Here is a 14,380-nt window from a genome sequence, read left to right as displayed (position 1 = left end):
CATGACACGGCGCAATCTGATTCTTCTGGCCACGCTCGGCTCCGCCGCACTTCTGGGCGGGGCATTTGTGTTTCAGGCAATGGGCTATGCGCCCTGCAAGATGTGCTATTGGCAGCGCTGGCCCCACGGTGTTGCCATCGGCGCAGGCGCGCTGGCCCTGCTGACCGGCTGGGCACTGTGGATCGCCGCAGGCGCGCTGGCCGCGCTGGTGACCGGTGCCATCGGCGTTTATCATGCCGGTGTCGAGCTGAAATTCTGGCCCGGCCCCAGCAGTTGCAGCGGTGGGGACACCGGCCTTGCAGGGCTGTCCGGCGCTGACCTGCTGAACACGGACGTCAACGACAAGGTCGTCATGTGTGATGAGGTCAGCTGGGCCTTCGTGGGCATTTCGATGGCAGGATGGAACGCGATCTTCAGCTTTGGACTGGTGGTCGTCTGGTTGATGGCCTTGCGGCGGAGTTAATACACAAGCCGGGCACGTGCCTGTCTGCCCCACGGACAGGCGCTTGCACGGTGCCCTTCAGGCTAAAGAACTGGCTGAAAAAACCCTGATTCGCCCAACCCGCGCCAAGCCAAAAATCCTGGCGCACACCGTTGCCCCCACATGCGCCCAGTGATAGGGTCGCACCAACAAGATATAGCGGCCAAAGGCCCAGCAGGCGCACAGCATGACCGACACTCCCGAACCCCCTGAAATGGACGAGGATTCCTCGGCTCCGGGGCCCAAGCACGACGGCCCGACCATCTCGATCTCTGACGAGATGACGACCTCTTTCCTCGATTATGCCATGTCGGTGATTATTTCCCGTGCAATCCCGGACTTGCGCGACGGACTTAAACCAGTACATCGCCGTATCCTGTTCGCGATGCACGAAACCGGCAATACGCACGACAAAAGCTATCGCAAATCGGCCCGGCCGGTGGGCGACACCATGGGCAAATACCACCCCCACGGGGATGGCGCGATCTATGACGCGCTGGTGCGGATGGCACAGCCATTTTCCATGTCGCTTCCACTACTGGACGGGCAAGGCAACTTCGGTTCGATGGACGGCGATAACCCGGCCGCCATGCGCTATACCGAAGTGCGGATGGACAAGCCTGCGGCCAGCCTGCTGGCGGACATCGAAAAAGACACCGTCGATTATCAGGACAACTACGACGGCAAAGACCGCGAACCCTCGGTCCTGCCGGCACGCTTTCCGAACATGCTGGTCAATGGCGCGGGCGGCATCGCCGTCGGCATGGCCACCAACATCCCGCCCCACAACCTGGGCGAGGTCATCGACGCCTGCCTGGCGCTGATCGAAGACGCGGACCTGACCAGCGAACAGCTGATGCAATACGTCCCGGCCCCCGATTTCCCGACCGGCGGCACCATTCTGGGCCGTGCAGGCGCGCGCAAAGCCTATATCGAAGGGCGCGGCAGCGTCATCATCCGCGCCAAAACCCGGATCGAGCAGATCCGCAAGGACCGCGAAGCGATCATCGTTGATGAGATCCCGTATCAGGTCAACAAAGCCACCATGATCGAGAAAATCGCCGAACTGGTGCGTGACAAAAAACTGGAAGGTATCAGCCACATACAGGACGAAAGTGATCGTGTGGGTGTGCGTGTTGTGATCGAGTTGAAGCGCGACGCCACTGCCGACGTGGTACTGAACCAGCTGTATCGGAACACCAACCTGCAAACCTCTTTCGGCTGCAACATGCTGGCCCTGAACGGCGGTCGGCCCGAACAGCTGACCCTGCGCGATTTCCTGACCTATTTCCTGGCTTTCCGGGAAGAGGTTGTCGCCCGCCGCACCGCGTTCGAATTGCGCAAAGCGCGCGAGCGTAGCCACATCCTGTGCGGTCTGGCGGTCGCCGTGTCGAATGTGGACGAGGTTGTCGCCACCATCCGCTCCAGCGCCGACGCGCCCGAGGCCCGCCAGCGTCTGATGGAACGCGCCTGGCCCGCCGCCGACATCGCCGACTACATCCGGCTGATCGACGATCCTAGCCACACGATGAACGACGACGGGACCTACAATCTGTCGGAAACGCAGGCGCGCGCCATCCTGGATTTGCGCCTGCAACGCCTGACCCAGATCGGCGTCAAGGAAGTTACGGACGAACTTGAACAACTGGCCGCAAGCATAAAGGATTATTTGGCAATCCTGCGATCCCGCGACCGGATTATGGAGATCATCGCGACCGAGCTGACCGAGGTTCGCGACGCCTTCGCCGTCCCCCGGCGGACCGAGATTGTGGATTGGTCCGGCGACGTGATGGACGAAGACCTGATCGAGCGTGAGGATATGGTCGTCACCGTCACCGCGGGCGGCTATATCAAGCGCACGGCATTGGCCGATTTCCGCGCGCAGCGTCGGGGCGGCAAGGGCCTCAGCTCGATGGCGACCAAGGACGATGACGTGGTCACCACCCTGTTCGTCGCCAACACCCATACGCCGCTGCTGTTCTTCACCACCGGCGGCATGGTTTACAAGCTGAAAACCTGGCAACTTCCAGTGGGTTCCAGGACGACACGTGGGCGTGACATCAAGAACGTCATCGAAGGCATTGCAAAAGAAACATCTATTGCCGCCATTATGCCGGTCGATCGACCCGAAGACGAATGGGACCAGCTGCAAATCGTCTTTGCCACCAGCGAAGGTGATGTACGCCGCAACGCGCTGAGCGATTTCACCAACGTTATGCGCAACGGCAAGATCGCCATGAAACTGCCCGAGGGCATCAGCCTGGTGAACGCCCGCATCGCGACCGAGGATGACGACGTGCTGCTGCTGACCGCGCTCGGCCGCGCGATCCGCTTCCCGACCACCGCTGTCCGCGTCTTCAAGGGCCGCGACAGTACCGGCGTGCGCGGCATCAAACTGGCCAAAGGCGACGAGGTTGTTTCGATGGCGGTCATCCGTCACTATGAGGCAACACCGGCCGACCGCGCCGCCAACCTCAAGATGCGCCGCGCCGTGGCGGGTGTAACCGAGGAACCCGAGGCCGACGACGAAGAAACTGTCGAGGCCGGGGACTTCACCCAGGAACAATATGCACGGATGTCGGCTGCGGAAGACCTGCTTTTAACCATCACCTCAAAAGGGTCCGGTAAACTATCGTCCAGCCACGATTATCCCGTGCGCGGTCGCGGCGGACAGGGCGTTATGGCGATGGACAAGGCCATGCGCGGCGGCCCGCTGGTCGCAGGCTTCCCGGTCGAAGCTGGCGACCAGATCATGCTGGCCACATCCACCGGCCAATCCATCCGCGTCCCGGTCGACGGCATCAGCTTCCGCTCGCGCAGCGCCGGGGGCGTCAAGGTCTTCGACACCGCCAAGGGTGAGCACGTCGTCTCGGTCGCATGGATCGCCGATCAGGGTGAGGATGAAGGTGAAGAAGGTGACGCCTGACCCCTAACAGCAGGTCACGCAAAATCTGCAATAGTGCGGGATTAAGGACCACCTGATCAAGTTCGCGGATCCGGGGGGCATCCGCATTCTGATAAATGGCGGTCCAGAACCGCGCCGATCTGGCCGTTTCGGGCCGGGCGCGACGGTCTGCGCTTTCTGGGTCGAACACGGCTATTCGGCCCACTGAATTAGCATTCTAAGCGTTGATGCGGGCGGCAATGGCGACCGAAGACACGCAAAGGTTGATAAATCGTTGCCTTCCGGCAACAGATGTCAGCCTTGTCACCAAAACCCGCCTTCGCGAAATTGACCCGTGGTAAATTCATGATAGTTTTTTGGGTAATTCGAAATCTCGCCGTGAATGCGGCACCAAAATAATCCATGAAGGAACCCAAATTGCGTTTCACCCACCGCACGCTTCTTGCCGCACCGTTCCTGGTCTCAGGCATTGCTGTTTCCGCGGCAGGTTTTGATGTCGTTGAACCCTATCAGGTCGAGCCTGACTATTTCCGGGCGACTCTGGGATACTACCTCGAACACAACTATGATGCCCCGATCTTCTATGATGCCCCGATCTTCTATGATGCCCCGATCTTCTATGATGCCCCGATCTTCGACAATGAACTCGTCAGGTTCTACGGTGACGTCGAAGCCGAACGGCAGTATGACAACATCCTGGCCTTTGGCGCCGTCGGATTTGAGCACAATGATTTCTTCGATGGCCAGTTCATCGAATTGGGTGCCGGGTACTATGTCACACCAAACGTGCTTGTCGGTGCACAGCTCAACTACTACCACTTCTCTGGGTCAGAGCTCGATTATTCGGCGTTTGCCCAGTATGAAGGTGCCAATGGCGCAGTTGCCCTTTCGTACAATATTCCTGAATTTGGCGACAATTACGTGATTGTCAGCGGTGAATACATGTTCAGCCCGCATACCAGCGTCTATGGGCAATGGTACCACGACGATGACGACGATTTCGTAACCGTGAACCTTGGCCACAGCTTTGGTGCGACGAAGGCTAACATCGTCATTGAAGCTGACGACGACGACTACGTCGGTGCATTGCTGTACCTGGATCATCATCTCAATGATCGCACACGCATCTTTGGCGCGGTTGGTGCCGCATCGGACAACGGCTTTGATTCCAGCATCGTCGCGATTGGCGGTGGCTACAAAGTTGCCGAGAATACCTGGCTGGAAGCTGCGTATGGCGTATACGACAACGATGCCACGGATGGTGACATCTTCACGCTCAACCTCACCTACCAAATCGGCAAATCCAAGCGGGTTGAACAGCGCGTAAACAACAGCTATCGCGACATCTATGACGCTGTCGGCTATGGCCTTGGCTTCTAAGGATTAACCCGGACAAATGCGGTCCGCTGCGGCGTTCTGGTTCATCACAGCACTTCCCTTCCTGCGCCCGGTCTTCTAGATCGGGCGCATGACATTTTCAGACCCCCTCAATATCATCGGCGGCGGCATGGCGGGTGCCGAAGCGGCCTGGCAGGCGGCCGAGGCTGGCGTGCCGGTCGTGATCCACGAAATGCGCCCCAAGGTTGGCACCTTCGCCCACAAGACCGGAAAACTGGCCGAGATGGTGTGTTCGAATTCCTTCCGCAGCGATGACGATGAACAGAACGCCGTCGGCCTGTTGCACTGGGAAATGCGCGCTGCCGGGGGGCTGATCATGGCCGCGGCGGATCAGCATTCCGTTCCCGCAGGTGGCGCGCTTGCCGTTGACCGCGAACCGTTCAGCCAGATGGTCACCGACCGCCTGGCCGAGCATCCGCTGATCACGATCCGGTCCGGAGAGGTCACCGCCCTGCCCGATGACGGCCACTGGATTATCGCAACCGGCCCGCTGACCTCGGGCAACCTGGCCGAGGCGATCCGTACTGAGACCGGGACCGATGCACTTGCCTTCTTCGACGCGATTGCCCCCATCGTCCATGCCGAGTCCATCGACATGTCGCAGGCCTGGATGCAGTCACGATACGACAAGGGCGAGACCGAGGCGCAGCGCACTGCCTATATCAACTGCCCGATGGATCGCGATACTTATGAGGCGTTCATCGATGCGCTGATCGCCTCTGACAAAACCGAATTTCACGAAGGCGAAACGGCGAAATACTTCGACGGCTGCTTGCCGATCGAGGTGATGGCCCAACGGGGCCGTGAGACGCTGCGCTTTGGCCCGATGAAGCCGGTCGGGCTGACCAATCCGCATGCGCCCGAGGTGAAACCCTATGCGGTGGTGCAGCTGCGTCGCGACAATGCGTTGGGGACGCTGTTCAACATCGTCGGCTTCCAGACAAAGATGAAGTACGGCGCGCAAGGTGATGTTTTGCGGATGATTCCCGGGCTTCAGGATGCGCGTTTTGCGCGGCTGGGTGGTATCCACCGCAATACATTCCTGAACTCTCCGACATTGCTGGACGATCAGATGCGGCTGAAATCGCGGCCCAACATTCGCTTTGCCGGGCAGATCACCGGGGTTGAGGGCTACGTCGAAAGTGCGGCGATGGGGCTGTTGGCGGCGCGGCTGGCGGTGGCCGAAATGGCGGGCCGTGCCCTGCCGGCGGTACCGGCGACAACCGCAACCGGTGCGCTGGTGACGCATATCACCGGCGGCGCGGATGCGAAGACGTTCCAGCCGATGAACGTGAACTTCGGGCTGTTCCCGCCGGTCGATCTGAAGGGCGGACGCAAAAACCGCCCGGCGCGATATCGCGCCTACACCGACCGCGCCAAGGCCGATTGGTTGGGCTGGCTGGGGAATGAAGGGCTGGACGCTGCCTGACGCTGCGTTAAGTTCAACCTATGGGCGAAAAATTCCTCGATAAAGTCTACGAAATCGAAGGCTCGGACGATGTGCGGCGGTTTTATGAAACCTGGGCAGACAGCTATGATGCCGAAGCTGCCGATAACGGCTATGCCACTCCGGCGCGTTGTGCGAAGACGCTGTCGCTGATTGCACAGCGGGATGTTGAGCTGCTTGATTTCGGTTGCGGAACCGGGCTGTCCGGGCAGGCATTTCATGACGCCGGGTTCACCAACATGCATGGGATGGACCTGTCGGCACAGATGTTGGAACAGGCGCGCGCCAAAGACATTTATCGAACCCTGACGGTCATCAATGCCGATGACGCGCCACCGATCCGGCGCGGTGCCTATCAGGTTATCGCAGCCGTCGGGGTTATCGGCGCAGGGGCCGCACCGGTGGAGGTCTTTGACCAGCTGTTCAACGCGCTTGGGCCCGGCGGGTTGTTCGTGTTTTCCTATAACGATCACACGCTCGAAGATCCGAGGTTCGAAGCACGCGTGAACGATGCTTTCCTTGCCGGACAGGTGAAAATCCGCCATCGTGAGTACGGGCCACATCTGCCCGCGCGCAACATGAAGTCGGTCGTCTATATCCTTGAAAAACAATAATTACCGGACAAGATTTGCGCCATCCCCCACGGGGCCGCTGCACCTGGGGCATGCGTATTCCGCACTGGTCGCCTGGGATCGGGCGCAGGCGGCGGGGGGTGAGTTTCTGCTGCGTATCGAAGACATCGACCAATCCCGCGCCCGGTCAGAGTGGGAGGCGGCGATATATGACGATCTGCGCTGGCTGGGACTGACTTGGCCAAAGCCGGTGATGCGCCAAAGCGATCGGCTGAACGCCTATCGCGCGGCCTTGCAACAGCTTTGGGATGCCGGGTTGCTCTATCCCTGCACCTGCACCCGCCGTGATATTGCCGAGGCGGCAAGCGCACCGCAGGAGGGCGCGCCAGTGTCGGGCCCGGATGGCGTGATTTATCCTGGCACGTGCCGGGGGAATGCACGAGGTGGGTCAATGCCTTCCGGCGTTGCCTTGAGGCTGGATATTAAGAAGGCTGCGCAACTAATTGATGTTGATACCGGTTTCGAGGAAGTCGGACCTGTCCACGGCCCTTCGTCACACCGTGTTGATGCAGCAGCGATGCAAACCACCGTCGGCGATGTGGTTCTGGCGCGGCGCGACATGGCGACCTCTTACCACCTGTCCGTCGTTGTTGATGACGCCGCCCAGGACATTACCGAGGTTGTGCGCGGCGCGGATCTGTTCGAGGCGACTCCGATCCATGTTCTTCTTCAAGCATTGCTGGAGATACCGACGCCAAGATATTACCATCACAACCTTATTCGGGATGATGATGGCAAAAGATTGGCCAAGCGGGACGACGCGCGCGCACTGTCGCTGTACCGCAGCCAGGGCCGCTCACCCAACGATATCCGCCGCATGGTGGGCCTTTAGTCGGCGACCTCGCCCCCGTCGCGCACTGCGGTGAAAAAACAGCTCCGCCGCCCGGTATGGCAGGCCGGACCGGTCTGACGCACGCTCAGCAGCAGGCAATCGCGGTCGCAATCCAGGCGCATGCCGACCAACTTCTGCGTATGACCGCTGGTCGCGCCCTTTTCCCAGAATTCGGCGCGCGAGCGGGACCAATAGGTCACCCGCCCGGTCACCAGTGTTCGCGCGACCGCCTCGGCATTCATCCAGGCCAGCATCAGAACCTCGCCCGTTTCGGCATCCTGCGCGATGGCGGGCAACAGGCCCCTGTCGTCATATTTCAAACTTGCGGGGTCAAACGGCATGGCGGGTTTCCTTGGTCGATCAGACTGCCTATCTAGGGGGTTGAGATGCAAAGCGAAAGACCGCCGCTATGGCTGAACAGGATCTGATCAAACTCTATTCCGGACGCATTCTGGAACTGGCCGCGACGATCCCGCTGACTGAACGGCTGAGCGCGCCGGACGCGACGGTCATGCGCCGTTCGCCGCTGTGCGGGTCGACAGTGACGGTGGATATCTGTGTCGAAAACGGCCGGATTTCTGCGTTCGGGCAGGATGTGAAGGCTTGCGCGCTTGGCCAGGCGTCGGCGTCTGTGCTGGCCGGGCATGTCGTGGGCATGACGCGGGCAGAAGTGGAATCGCTGCGCGATGAATTGACCGCAATGCTGAAGTCGGGCGGGCCGGTCCCTGCCCCGCCGTTCGATGATTTCAAGGTTCTGGAACCGGCGCGGGATTTCAAGAACCGCCATGCCTCGATCCTGTTGGCAGTGGAAGCCACTGCCGAAGCGCTGCGGCAAGCCGAAGACGGCACCGCCTGCGCGTAAAAAAACCGCCGCACATCCGGGTGGAAGGCGGCGGCAAGTGGCGCATCTGTTGGGCATGATCGACCCGGGGATTGGACCGTTTTGGGACAGGGTCACGAAGGCTGTGTTGGGGACAACAGCACGTGGCCGATCAGGTCAGAGCGCAGGCAGTTCGGTGTGAATTCAGTGCAATCCGGGCAGATAGAGGCAGCCCATCAGTATCACCACCAGCGCCAGCGCCCCGGCGGCGTCCTGCGCCAGCGTTCCCTGGCTGCGAAAGAAGGCGTCTTTGATATCCTGCATCAGTCTGCTCCGTTTCTTGTTGCTTATTTGTTCTCATGCTGGAAAGGATTCGTAAAGAACTTTTTGAGAACATTTGCGAACATTACACAAACGGGAGTGTTAACCAACTGACAACAAACGAATCGCCTGATCACGTTCCATAAGATACAGCAGCACCCGCGCGGCCAGTCCCCGGTCGGAATTCAGGTCGGGATCGGTCGTCAGCAAGGCGCGCGCGTCTTGGTGCGCGACCGCCATCAGCGCGGCCTGTCGTTCGGCATCGGCGACCTGAAACCGGGGCAGCCCGGACTGCGCGGTGCCGATCAGGTCGCCGGCACCGCGCATCTCCAGATCCGCCTCGGCGATCTTGAAGCCGTCGTCGGTTTCGCGCAGCGTTTCCAGCCGCCGCCGCCCGCCCTGGGACAGCGGCGCGGAGTACATCAGCAGGCAAGTAGAGGCGGCCGCCCCGCGCCCGACCCGGCCCCGCAGCTGGTGCAGCTGTGCCAGCCCGAACCGATCAGCGTGTTCGATCACCATGATCGAGGCATTGGGGACATCCACCCCAACCTCGATCACCGTGGTCGCGACCAGAACCTGCGTCTTACCGGCGACGAAATCCGCCATCGCGGCGTCCTTCTCGGCAGGCAGCATCTGGCCGTGGACCAGTCCGACGACACCTTCCCCCAGGGCCGCACGCAGGCGTTTGAAACGTTCGACGGCGGCGGTCATATCGCTGACCTCGCTCTCCTCAACCAGCGGGCAAACCCAATAGGCCTGCCGCTCCTCGGCCACGGCATTTCGCAGCCGGTCGACGACCTGATCCATCCGCCCGGCGCTGACCAGGGCCGTGGTGACCGGCGTTCGACCGGGCGGTTTTTCGTCGAGGATCGAGACCTCCATCTCGCCATACATCGTCAGTTCCAGGCTGCGCGGGATCGGCGTGGCGGTCATCACCAGCACGTCAACCGCGCGCCCCTTACCGCCCAGCTGCATCCGCTCTGCCACGCCAAACCGGTGTTGTTCGTCGATGATGGCCAGGCGAAGGTCCTGAAACTCAACGTCTTTTTGGAACAACGCATGAGTACCGACAAGAATATGAATCCTGCCCGACGCCAGCGCGGCCAATTTCGCGGCGCGTTCCTTGCCCTTGTCGCGCCCGGTCAGAATTTCCAGCACCACGCCCGCGCTTTCGGCCAGCGGTTGCAGGTTCGACAGATGCTGCCGCGCCAGAATTTCGGTCGGTGCCATCATCGCGCCCTGCCCGCCAGCCTCGACCGCGACCAGCAGCGCGGCCAGCGCGACCAGGGTTTTTCCGGACCCGACATCGCCTTGCAAAAGGCGGCTCATCCGGGTTGTCGACCCCATATCGGCGGCGATTTCGGCAATCGCGCGGGTCTGGGCGCCCGTTGGTGAGTATGGTAATGATGCGAAGATCTTGTCATGCAACGTTCCATCACCGCATGAGGATACGCCCTTTTTTGCCCGCCGTTCAGATCGCGCAATCGCCAGGGTCAATTGATGGGCCAGCAATTCGTCATAGGCCAAACGCCTTCTGGCCGGAGCCTCGGCCGATAAATCGCCAGCGCCGACCGGGCCATGCGCCGCCCGCAGGGCATCACGCCAACCCGGCCATTTTTCTTGCTTTTTCAGCGAGTTATCAATCCATTCCGGCAAATCCGGGGCTAGGGCCAGCGCGCCATCCACCGCCTTGGTCATCATCTTTGCGGTGATGCCAGCGGTCAGCGGATAGACCGGCTCAAACGGGGGGATCTGATCTGATTCTGCAGGCAGAAGGATGTGATCGGGGTGCGGCATCTGCGCCATTCCGTCGAACAATTCGACCTTCCCCGAGATGATGCGCCGCTGCCCTGTCGGCAGGTTTTTCTTCAGCCAGTCGGCATGGGCGTGAAAGAAAATCAGCGTGAATTCGGTCTTGGCGTCCCGCACGAACACCCTGTAGGGGCGGCCCCGAACGGCGGGCGGATGATGGCGACCGACTTCGATTTCAACGGTAACGACACATGGCGGCGTGACATCGCGGATGGATGTGACGGGTCGGCGATCAATCCCGCCCGAGGGCAGCGTGAAGATCAGATCGCGAGGTTTTTCGACATGCAGGTGTTTGAAATTGCTCGCTGATTTTGGGCCAACTCCGGGCAGCTTTTCCAGATCGCCAAACAGCGGCCAAAGGATTTCGGGGCGACCGCTCATCCGCCGATCAGCGCCAGCCAGCCATCTTCGTCCAGCGTTTCAATACCCAGATCGGCCGCCTTCTTCGCCTTTGATCCGGCCCCCGGACCGGCCACCAGAATATCGGTCTTGGCCGAGACCGAGCCCGAGACCTTGGCCCCCAACGCCTCGGCCCGGGCCTTGGCTTCGGCGCGGGTCATTTTTTCCAGCGTGCCGGTGAAGACGACGGTTTTGCCCGCGACCGGGCTGTCCGATGTTGGTTTTGCGGCGTCCTGGATCTGAAGATGCGCGGTCAGGCGGTCGATGGCGGCACGCTCTGCCGGGGCGGCAAATGCGGCCAGTAACGAGCGCGCCATAACTTCGCCCACGCCGTCGATCCCCATCAGGTCGTCCCAGGCGGGGCTATCTGGCGCTGCGGTATCTACAGCGGTGATGAAGGCGTTCCAACTGCCATAATGGCGCGCGATAAGGCGGGCGGCGGCCTCGCCCACGTGGCGGATGCCAAGGCCGAACAGCAGGCGGTCGAAGGGGATGGTTCTGCGTTCCCGAATGGCGGCGAACAGGTTGTTTGCGCTGGTCTCTCCCCAGCCTTCGCGGTTCTGTAACTGTTTGATACCGCTGCGGAAACGATCCTCCAACGTGAAGATGTCGGCGGGTTCCTGGACCCAGCCGTCGTTGTAGAACTCCTCGACCAGTTTTGCGCCCAATCCGTCGATATCAAAAGCGGCGCGGCTGACGAAATGCTTGAGCTTTTCAACCGCCTGTGCCGCACAAATCAGCCCGCCGGTGCAGCGGCGCACAGCGTCGCCCGGTTCGCGGATCGCCTCACTATCGCAAATCGGGCATTTCGTCGGAAATTCATAAGGTTCTGTCGCGTTCTTCGGGCGTTGACTTAAATCAACATCCGCCACTTTCGGGATCACATCGCCAGCGCGGTAAACCTGCACCCAGTCACCGACCCGGATATCCTTACCACCCCGAATCTCGCCCCCTTTGGAGTCTTTCCCGGCGATGTAATCCTCATTGTGCAGGGTCGCGTTGCTGACCGAAACACCGCCCACCGTCACCGGCGTCAGCCGTGCCACGGGCGACAGGGCGCCAGTGCGCCCGACCTGAATGTCGATCGCTTCCAGCCGGGTCCAGGCAAGTTCGGCCGCGAATTTATGCGCAATGGCCCAGCGGGGCGTGGTCGAGCGCATCCCAAGGCGCGCCTGAAGCGCCAGATCGTCGACTTTGTAGACCACTCCGTCGATGTCATACCCAAGGGTCGCGCGCTGTTGTTCGATCAGTGCATAATGTGTCAGCATGGCGTCCACATCGGCACAGCGTTCGGTTTGATCGTTTATGGAAAATCCAAGCTTTCCCAGTACTTTCAAGGCCCGACTTTGCGTATCGGATAAGGGTTCACTGACCTCACCCCAGGCATAGGCAAAGAACCGCAGCGGGCGCGCGCGGGTGATGCGGGTATCCAGCTGGCGCAGCGATCCGGCGGCGGCGTTGCGCGGGTTTGCGAAGGTCCTGCCGCCGGACGCCGATTGCCGTTCGTTCAGCGCTTCGAAATCCGCGTGGGCCATATAGACCTCTCCACGAACCTCCAACACATCGGGTGCGCCGGTCAGCACTTCGGGGATGTCCGTGATGGTGCGGGCGTTGGCGGTGACGTTTTCGCCCACCGCACCGTCGCCCCGCGTGGCGGCCTGAACCAGCTTGCCACACTCATATCGCAACGACAGCGACAGCCCGTCGATCTTCGGTTCGGCGGTATAGGCCACCGTTGCGTCGCCCAGCCCCAGAAATTTGCGGACCGAGGTGTCGAAGTCGCGCACATTTTCGTCCGAGAACGCATTCCCCAGCGACAACATCCGCTGCGCGTGGGTGACTTTTTCAAAGGCGTCAGACACCGGCGCGCCGACCTGATCTGTTGGGCTGTCGGCGCGTTTCAGGGCCGGAAACTGCGCCTCGATCGCCGAGTTGCGCCGTTTCAGCGCGTCGTAGGTGGCATCGTCGATATCAGGGGCGTCATTTGTGTGATAGGCCGCATTGGCACGCCCTAATACATCCGCCAGCCGGGCGAGTTCCGCCGCCGCCTGCGGTTCTGTCAGCTTGTCGATGCGGATCGTCTTGTCGGCCATTCTTCCCCCACGACCAAGTGATATGGGGCGCGCCGGGTTTGGTCCAGTGGGCGCTTACAACTCGACAATTTTGACGGCGCTGCCTTTTGCCGTCAACGCGATTTCCCCGTTGCACAACCGTAAAGCATCTTTCCCGAAAACCTTGCCACGCCAACCCTTTAACGACGGAAGTTCACGCTCTCCGGCGGCAATTGCGTCCAGTTCGGCAACATTTGCCAGCAGCTTTTGCGCCACGCCCGCCTGTTCGGATTTTGCCTTCAGCAAGACGCGAAGCAAATCGGCCAGTGCCGGATTCACCTGCAGGTTTTCGCGGCTGCGGTCGGGTTCGGGCCATTGTTCGCGCGGAACCTCTAGCCCGGCCTTGACTGCGGCAAGGATGCCTTCGGCGATGTCACCGCGCCGCGCGTCGCGCAGCAACAGGCGCGATCTTCCCAATTCTTTTTCATTCGAGGGCTTTGTGGATGCCAGTTCAAGCATCGCATCATCTTTATAGACCCGGTTGCGAGGCACGTTTTTCTTCTGGGCATACTCTTCGCGGAATTGCGCCAATTCGCGCACGATGGCGAGGAATTTGCCAGAATTTGTACGCGTTTTAACCCGTTTCCAGGCATCTTCAGGTTCAATCCGGTAGGTGGCGAAATCGGTCAGCACGCGCAGTTCTTCTTCGACCCAGTCACGGCGGTCGGTGCGGTCAAGTTCGACGGACAGAAATTCGTAAATGTCGCGCAGATGCGTCACGTCGCCGATGGCATAGGTTTGCTGGGCCTCGCTCAGCGGGCGGCGCGACCAGTCGGTAAAACGCGATGATTTATCGACCGAGGCTTTGGCAATCTTGCGCACCAGCGTTTCATACCCGGCCTGATCCCCGAAGCCTGCAACCATGGCGGCAACCTGGGTGTCAAACAGCGGCGTCGGAATGACGTCAGCCTCAACCGCGAAGATCTCCAGATCCTGGCGGGCGGCGTGGAACACTTTGACAACCGACGGGTCGCGGAACAGATCATAAAGCGGGTCCAGCGACAGCCCGTCGACCAGCGGGTCGACCAGAACAGCGTCATCCGTTCCATCGCCCCGGAACGCCAGCTGGATCAGGCACAGCTTGGCGTAATATGTCCGCTCTCGCAGGAATTCGGTATCGACGGTGACATAGTCATGCCGGGCGGCGCGGGTACAGAATTCGGCCAGCGCCTGGGTGGTGGTAATTGTGATCATACAGGGTCCGGAAATTTTGTTTCGCGGC

General features: G+C 60.8%; 11 protein-coding genes. 7 read left to right on the top strand and 4 right to left on the bottom strand.

The window, feature by feature from the left end:
- Window position 1: 1 nt before the first annotated feature.
- The 6 genes from GKR99_12275 (at window position 2) to GKR99_12250 (ending at window position 7,695) form a co-directional block, all read left to right on the top strand.
- Window positions 2-463 (top strand): disulfide bond formation protein B, encoded by a 462-nt coding sequence (locus GKR99_12275; protein NKB28279.1) that lies wholly within the window; start codon window positions 2-4, stop codon window positions 461-463.
- 205 nt (window positions 464-668) lie between these two features.
- Window positions 669-3,407 (top strand): DNA gyrase subunit A, encoded by a 2,739-nt coding sequence (gyrA, locus tag GKR99_12270; protein ID NKB28278.1) that lies wholly within the window; start codon window positions 669-671, stop codon window positions 3,405-3,407.
- A 381-nt stretch (window positions 3,408-3,788) separates the two neighbouring features.
- Window positions 3,789-4,766: a hypothetical protein gene (locus GKR99_12265; GenBank protein ID NKB28277.1), complete on the top strand. Its 978-nt coding sequence runs from the start codon at window positions 3,789-3,791 to the stop codon at window positions 4,764-4,766.
- Window positions 4,767-4,854: 88 nt separating this feature from the next.
- Window positions 4,855-6,213: a methylenetetrahydrofolate--tRNA-(uracil(54)-C(5))-methyltransferase (FADH(2)-oxidizing) TrmFO gene (locus tag GKR99_12260; GenBank protein ID NKB28276.1), complete on the top strand. Its 1,359-nt coding sequence runs from the start codon at window positions 4,855-4,857 to the stop codon at window positions 6,211-6,213.
- 20 nt (window positions 6,214-6,233) lie between these two features.
- Window positions 6,234-6,845, top strand: a complete 612-nt coding sequence (locus tag GKR99_12255; GenBank protein ID NKB28275.1) for a methyltransferase domain-containing protein — start codon at window positions 6,234-6,236, stop codon at window positions 6,843-6,845.
- Window positions 6,832-7,695, top strand: coding sequence for a tRNA glutamyl-Q(34) synthetase GluQRS (locus tag GKR99_12250; protein ID NKB28274.1), 864 nt, complete (start codon window positions 6,832-6,834; stop codon window positions 7,693-7,695). The genes GKR99_12255 and GKR99_12250 overlap by 14 nt, the downstream gene beginning before the upstream one ends.
- Here the strand turns inward: GKR99_12250 and hisI are convergent.
- Window positions 7,692-8,036 carry a phosphoribosyl-AMP cyclohydrolase gene (hisI, locus tag GKR99_12245; GenBank protein ID NKB28273.1) on the bottom strand — a complete coding sequence of 115 codons (345 nt, stop codon included), beginning with the start codon at window positions 8,034-8,036 and terminating at the stop codon, window positions 7,692-7,694. The two genes, GKR99_12250 and hisI, sit on opposite strands and share 4 nt — an antisense overlap.
- Window positions 8,037-8,104: 68 nt before the next feature.
- Here hisI and GKR99_12240 point away from each other — a divergent pair, with 68 nt between their 5' ends.
- Window positions 8,105-8,557, top strand: coding sequence for an iron-sulfur cluster assembly scaffold protein (locus tag GKR99_12240; protein ID NKB28272.1), 453 nt, complete (start codon window positions 8,105-8,107; stop codon window positions 8,555-8,557).
- A gap of 381 nt (window positions 8,558-8,938) precedes the next feature.
- Here GKR99_12240 and recG read toward each other — a convergent pair whose 3' ends face one another.
- The 3 genes from recG to rnd are packed head-to-tail and all read right to left on the bottom strand — an operon-like array spanning window position 8,939 to window position 14,352.
- A complete protein-coding gene (gene recG / locus GKR99_12235; protein NKB28271.1) occupies window positions 8,939-11,029 on the bottom strand; it encodes an ATP-dependent DNA helicase RecG in 2,091 nt (696 codons plus the stop codon).
- Window positions 11,026-13,140, bottom strand: a complete 2,115-nt coding sequence (ligA, locus tag GKR99_12230) for an NAD-dependent DNA ligase LigA (protein ID NKB28270.1) — start codon at window positions 13,138-13,140, stop codon at window positions 11,026-11,028. The genes recG and ligA overlap by 4 nt, the downstream gene beginning before the upstream one ends.
- Before the next feature lie 54 nt (window positions 13,141-13,194).
- The gene (gene rnd / locus GKR99_12225; GenBank protein NKB28269.1) at window positions 13,195-14,352 is read right to left on the bottom strand and encodes a ribonuclease D; all 1,158 of its coding nucleotides are present in this window, start codon (window positions 14,350-14,352) and stop codon (window positions 13,195-13,197) included.
- Window positions 14,353-14,380: the final 28 nt, after the last annotated feature.

The organism is Paracoccaceae bacterium, assembly GCA_012103375.1.
In the GTDB taxonomy this organism is placed as follows: domain Bacteria; phylum Pseudomonadota; class Alphaproteobacteria; order Rhodobacterales; family Rhodobacteraceae; genus WLWX01.
This window is presented reverse-complemented; position numbering and strand designations above follow the sequence as displayed.

Bases quoted from the DNA above. Each gene is read 5' to 3' on its own strand.
- ligA (NKB28270.1), bottom strand. From the start codon at position 13,140: ATGGCCGACAAGACGATCCGCATCGACAAGCTGACAGAACCGCAGGCG.
- GKR99_12265 (NKB28277.1), top strand. From the start codon at position 3,789: ATGAAGGAACCCAAATTGCGTTTCACCCACCGCACGCTTCTTGCCGCA.
- GKR99_12255 (NKB28275.1), top strand. From the start codon at position 6,234: ATGGGCGAAAAATTCCTCGATAAAGTCTACGAAATCGAAGGCTCGGAC.
- GKR99_12240 (NKB28272.1), top strand. From the start codon at position 8,105: ATGGCTGAACAGGATCTGATCAAACTCTATTCCGGACGCATTCTGGAA.
- GKR99_12275 (NKB28279.1), top strand. From the start codon at position 2: ATGACACGGCGCAATCTGATTCTTCTGGCCACGCTCGGCTCCGCCGCA.
- GKR99_12260 (NKB28276.1), top strand. From the start codon at position 4,855: ATGACATTTTCAGACCCCCTCAATATCATCGGCGGCGGCATGGCGGGT.
- recG (NKB28271.1), bottom strand. From the start codon at position 11,029: ATGAGCGGTCGCCCCGAAATCCTTTGGCCGCTGTTTGGCGATCTGGAA.
- hisI (NKB28273.1), bottom strand. From the start codon at position 8,036: ATGCCGTTTGACCCCGCAAGTTTGAAATATGACGACAGGGGCCTGTTG.
- gyrA (NKB28278.1), top strand. From the start codon at position 669: ATGACCGACACTCCCGAACCCCCTGAAATGGACGAGGATTCCTCGGCT.
- rnd (NKB28269.1), bottom strand. From the start codon at position 14,352: ATGATCACAATTACCACCACCCAGGCGCTGGCCGAATTCTGTACCCGC.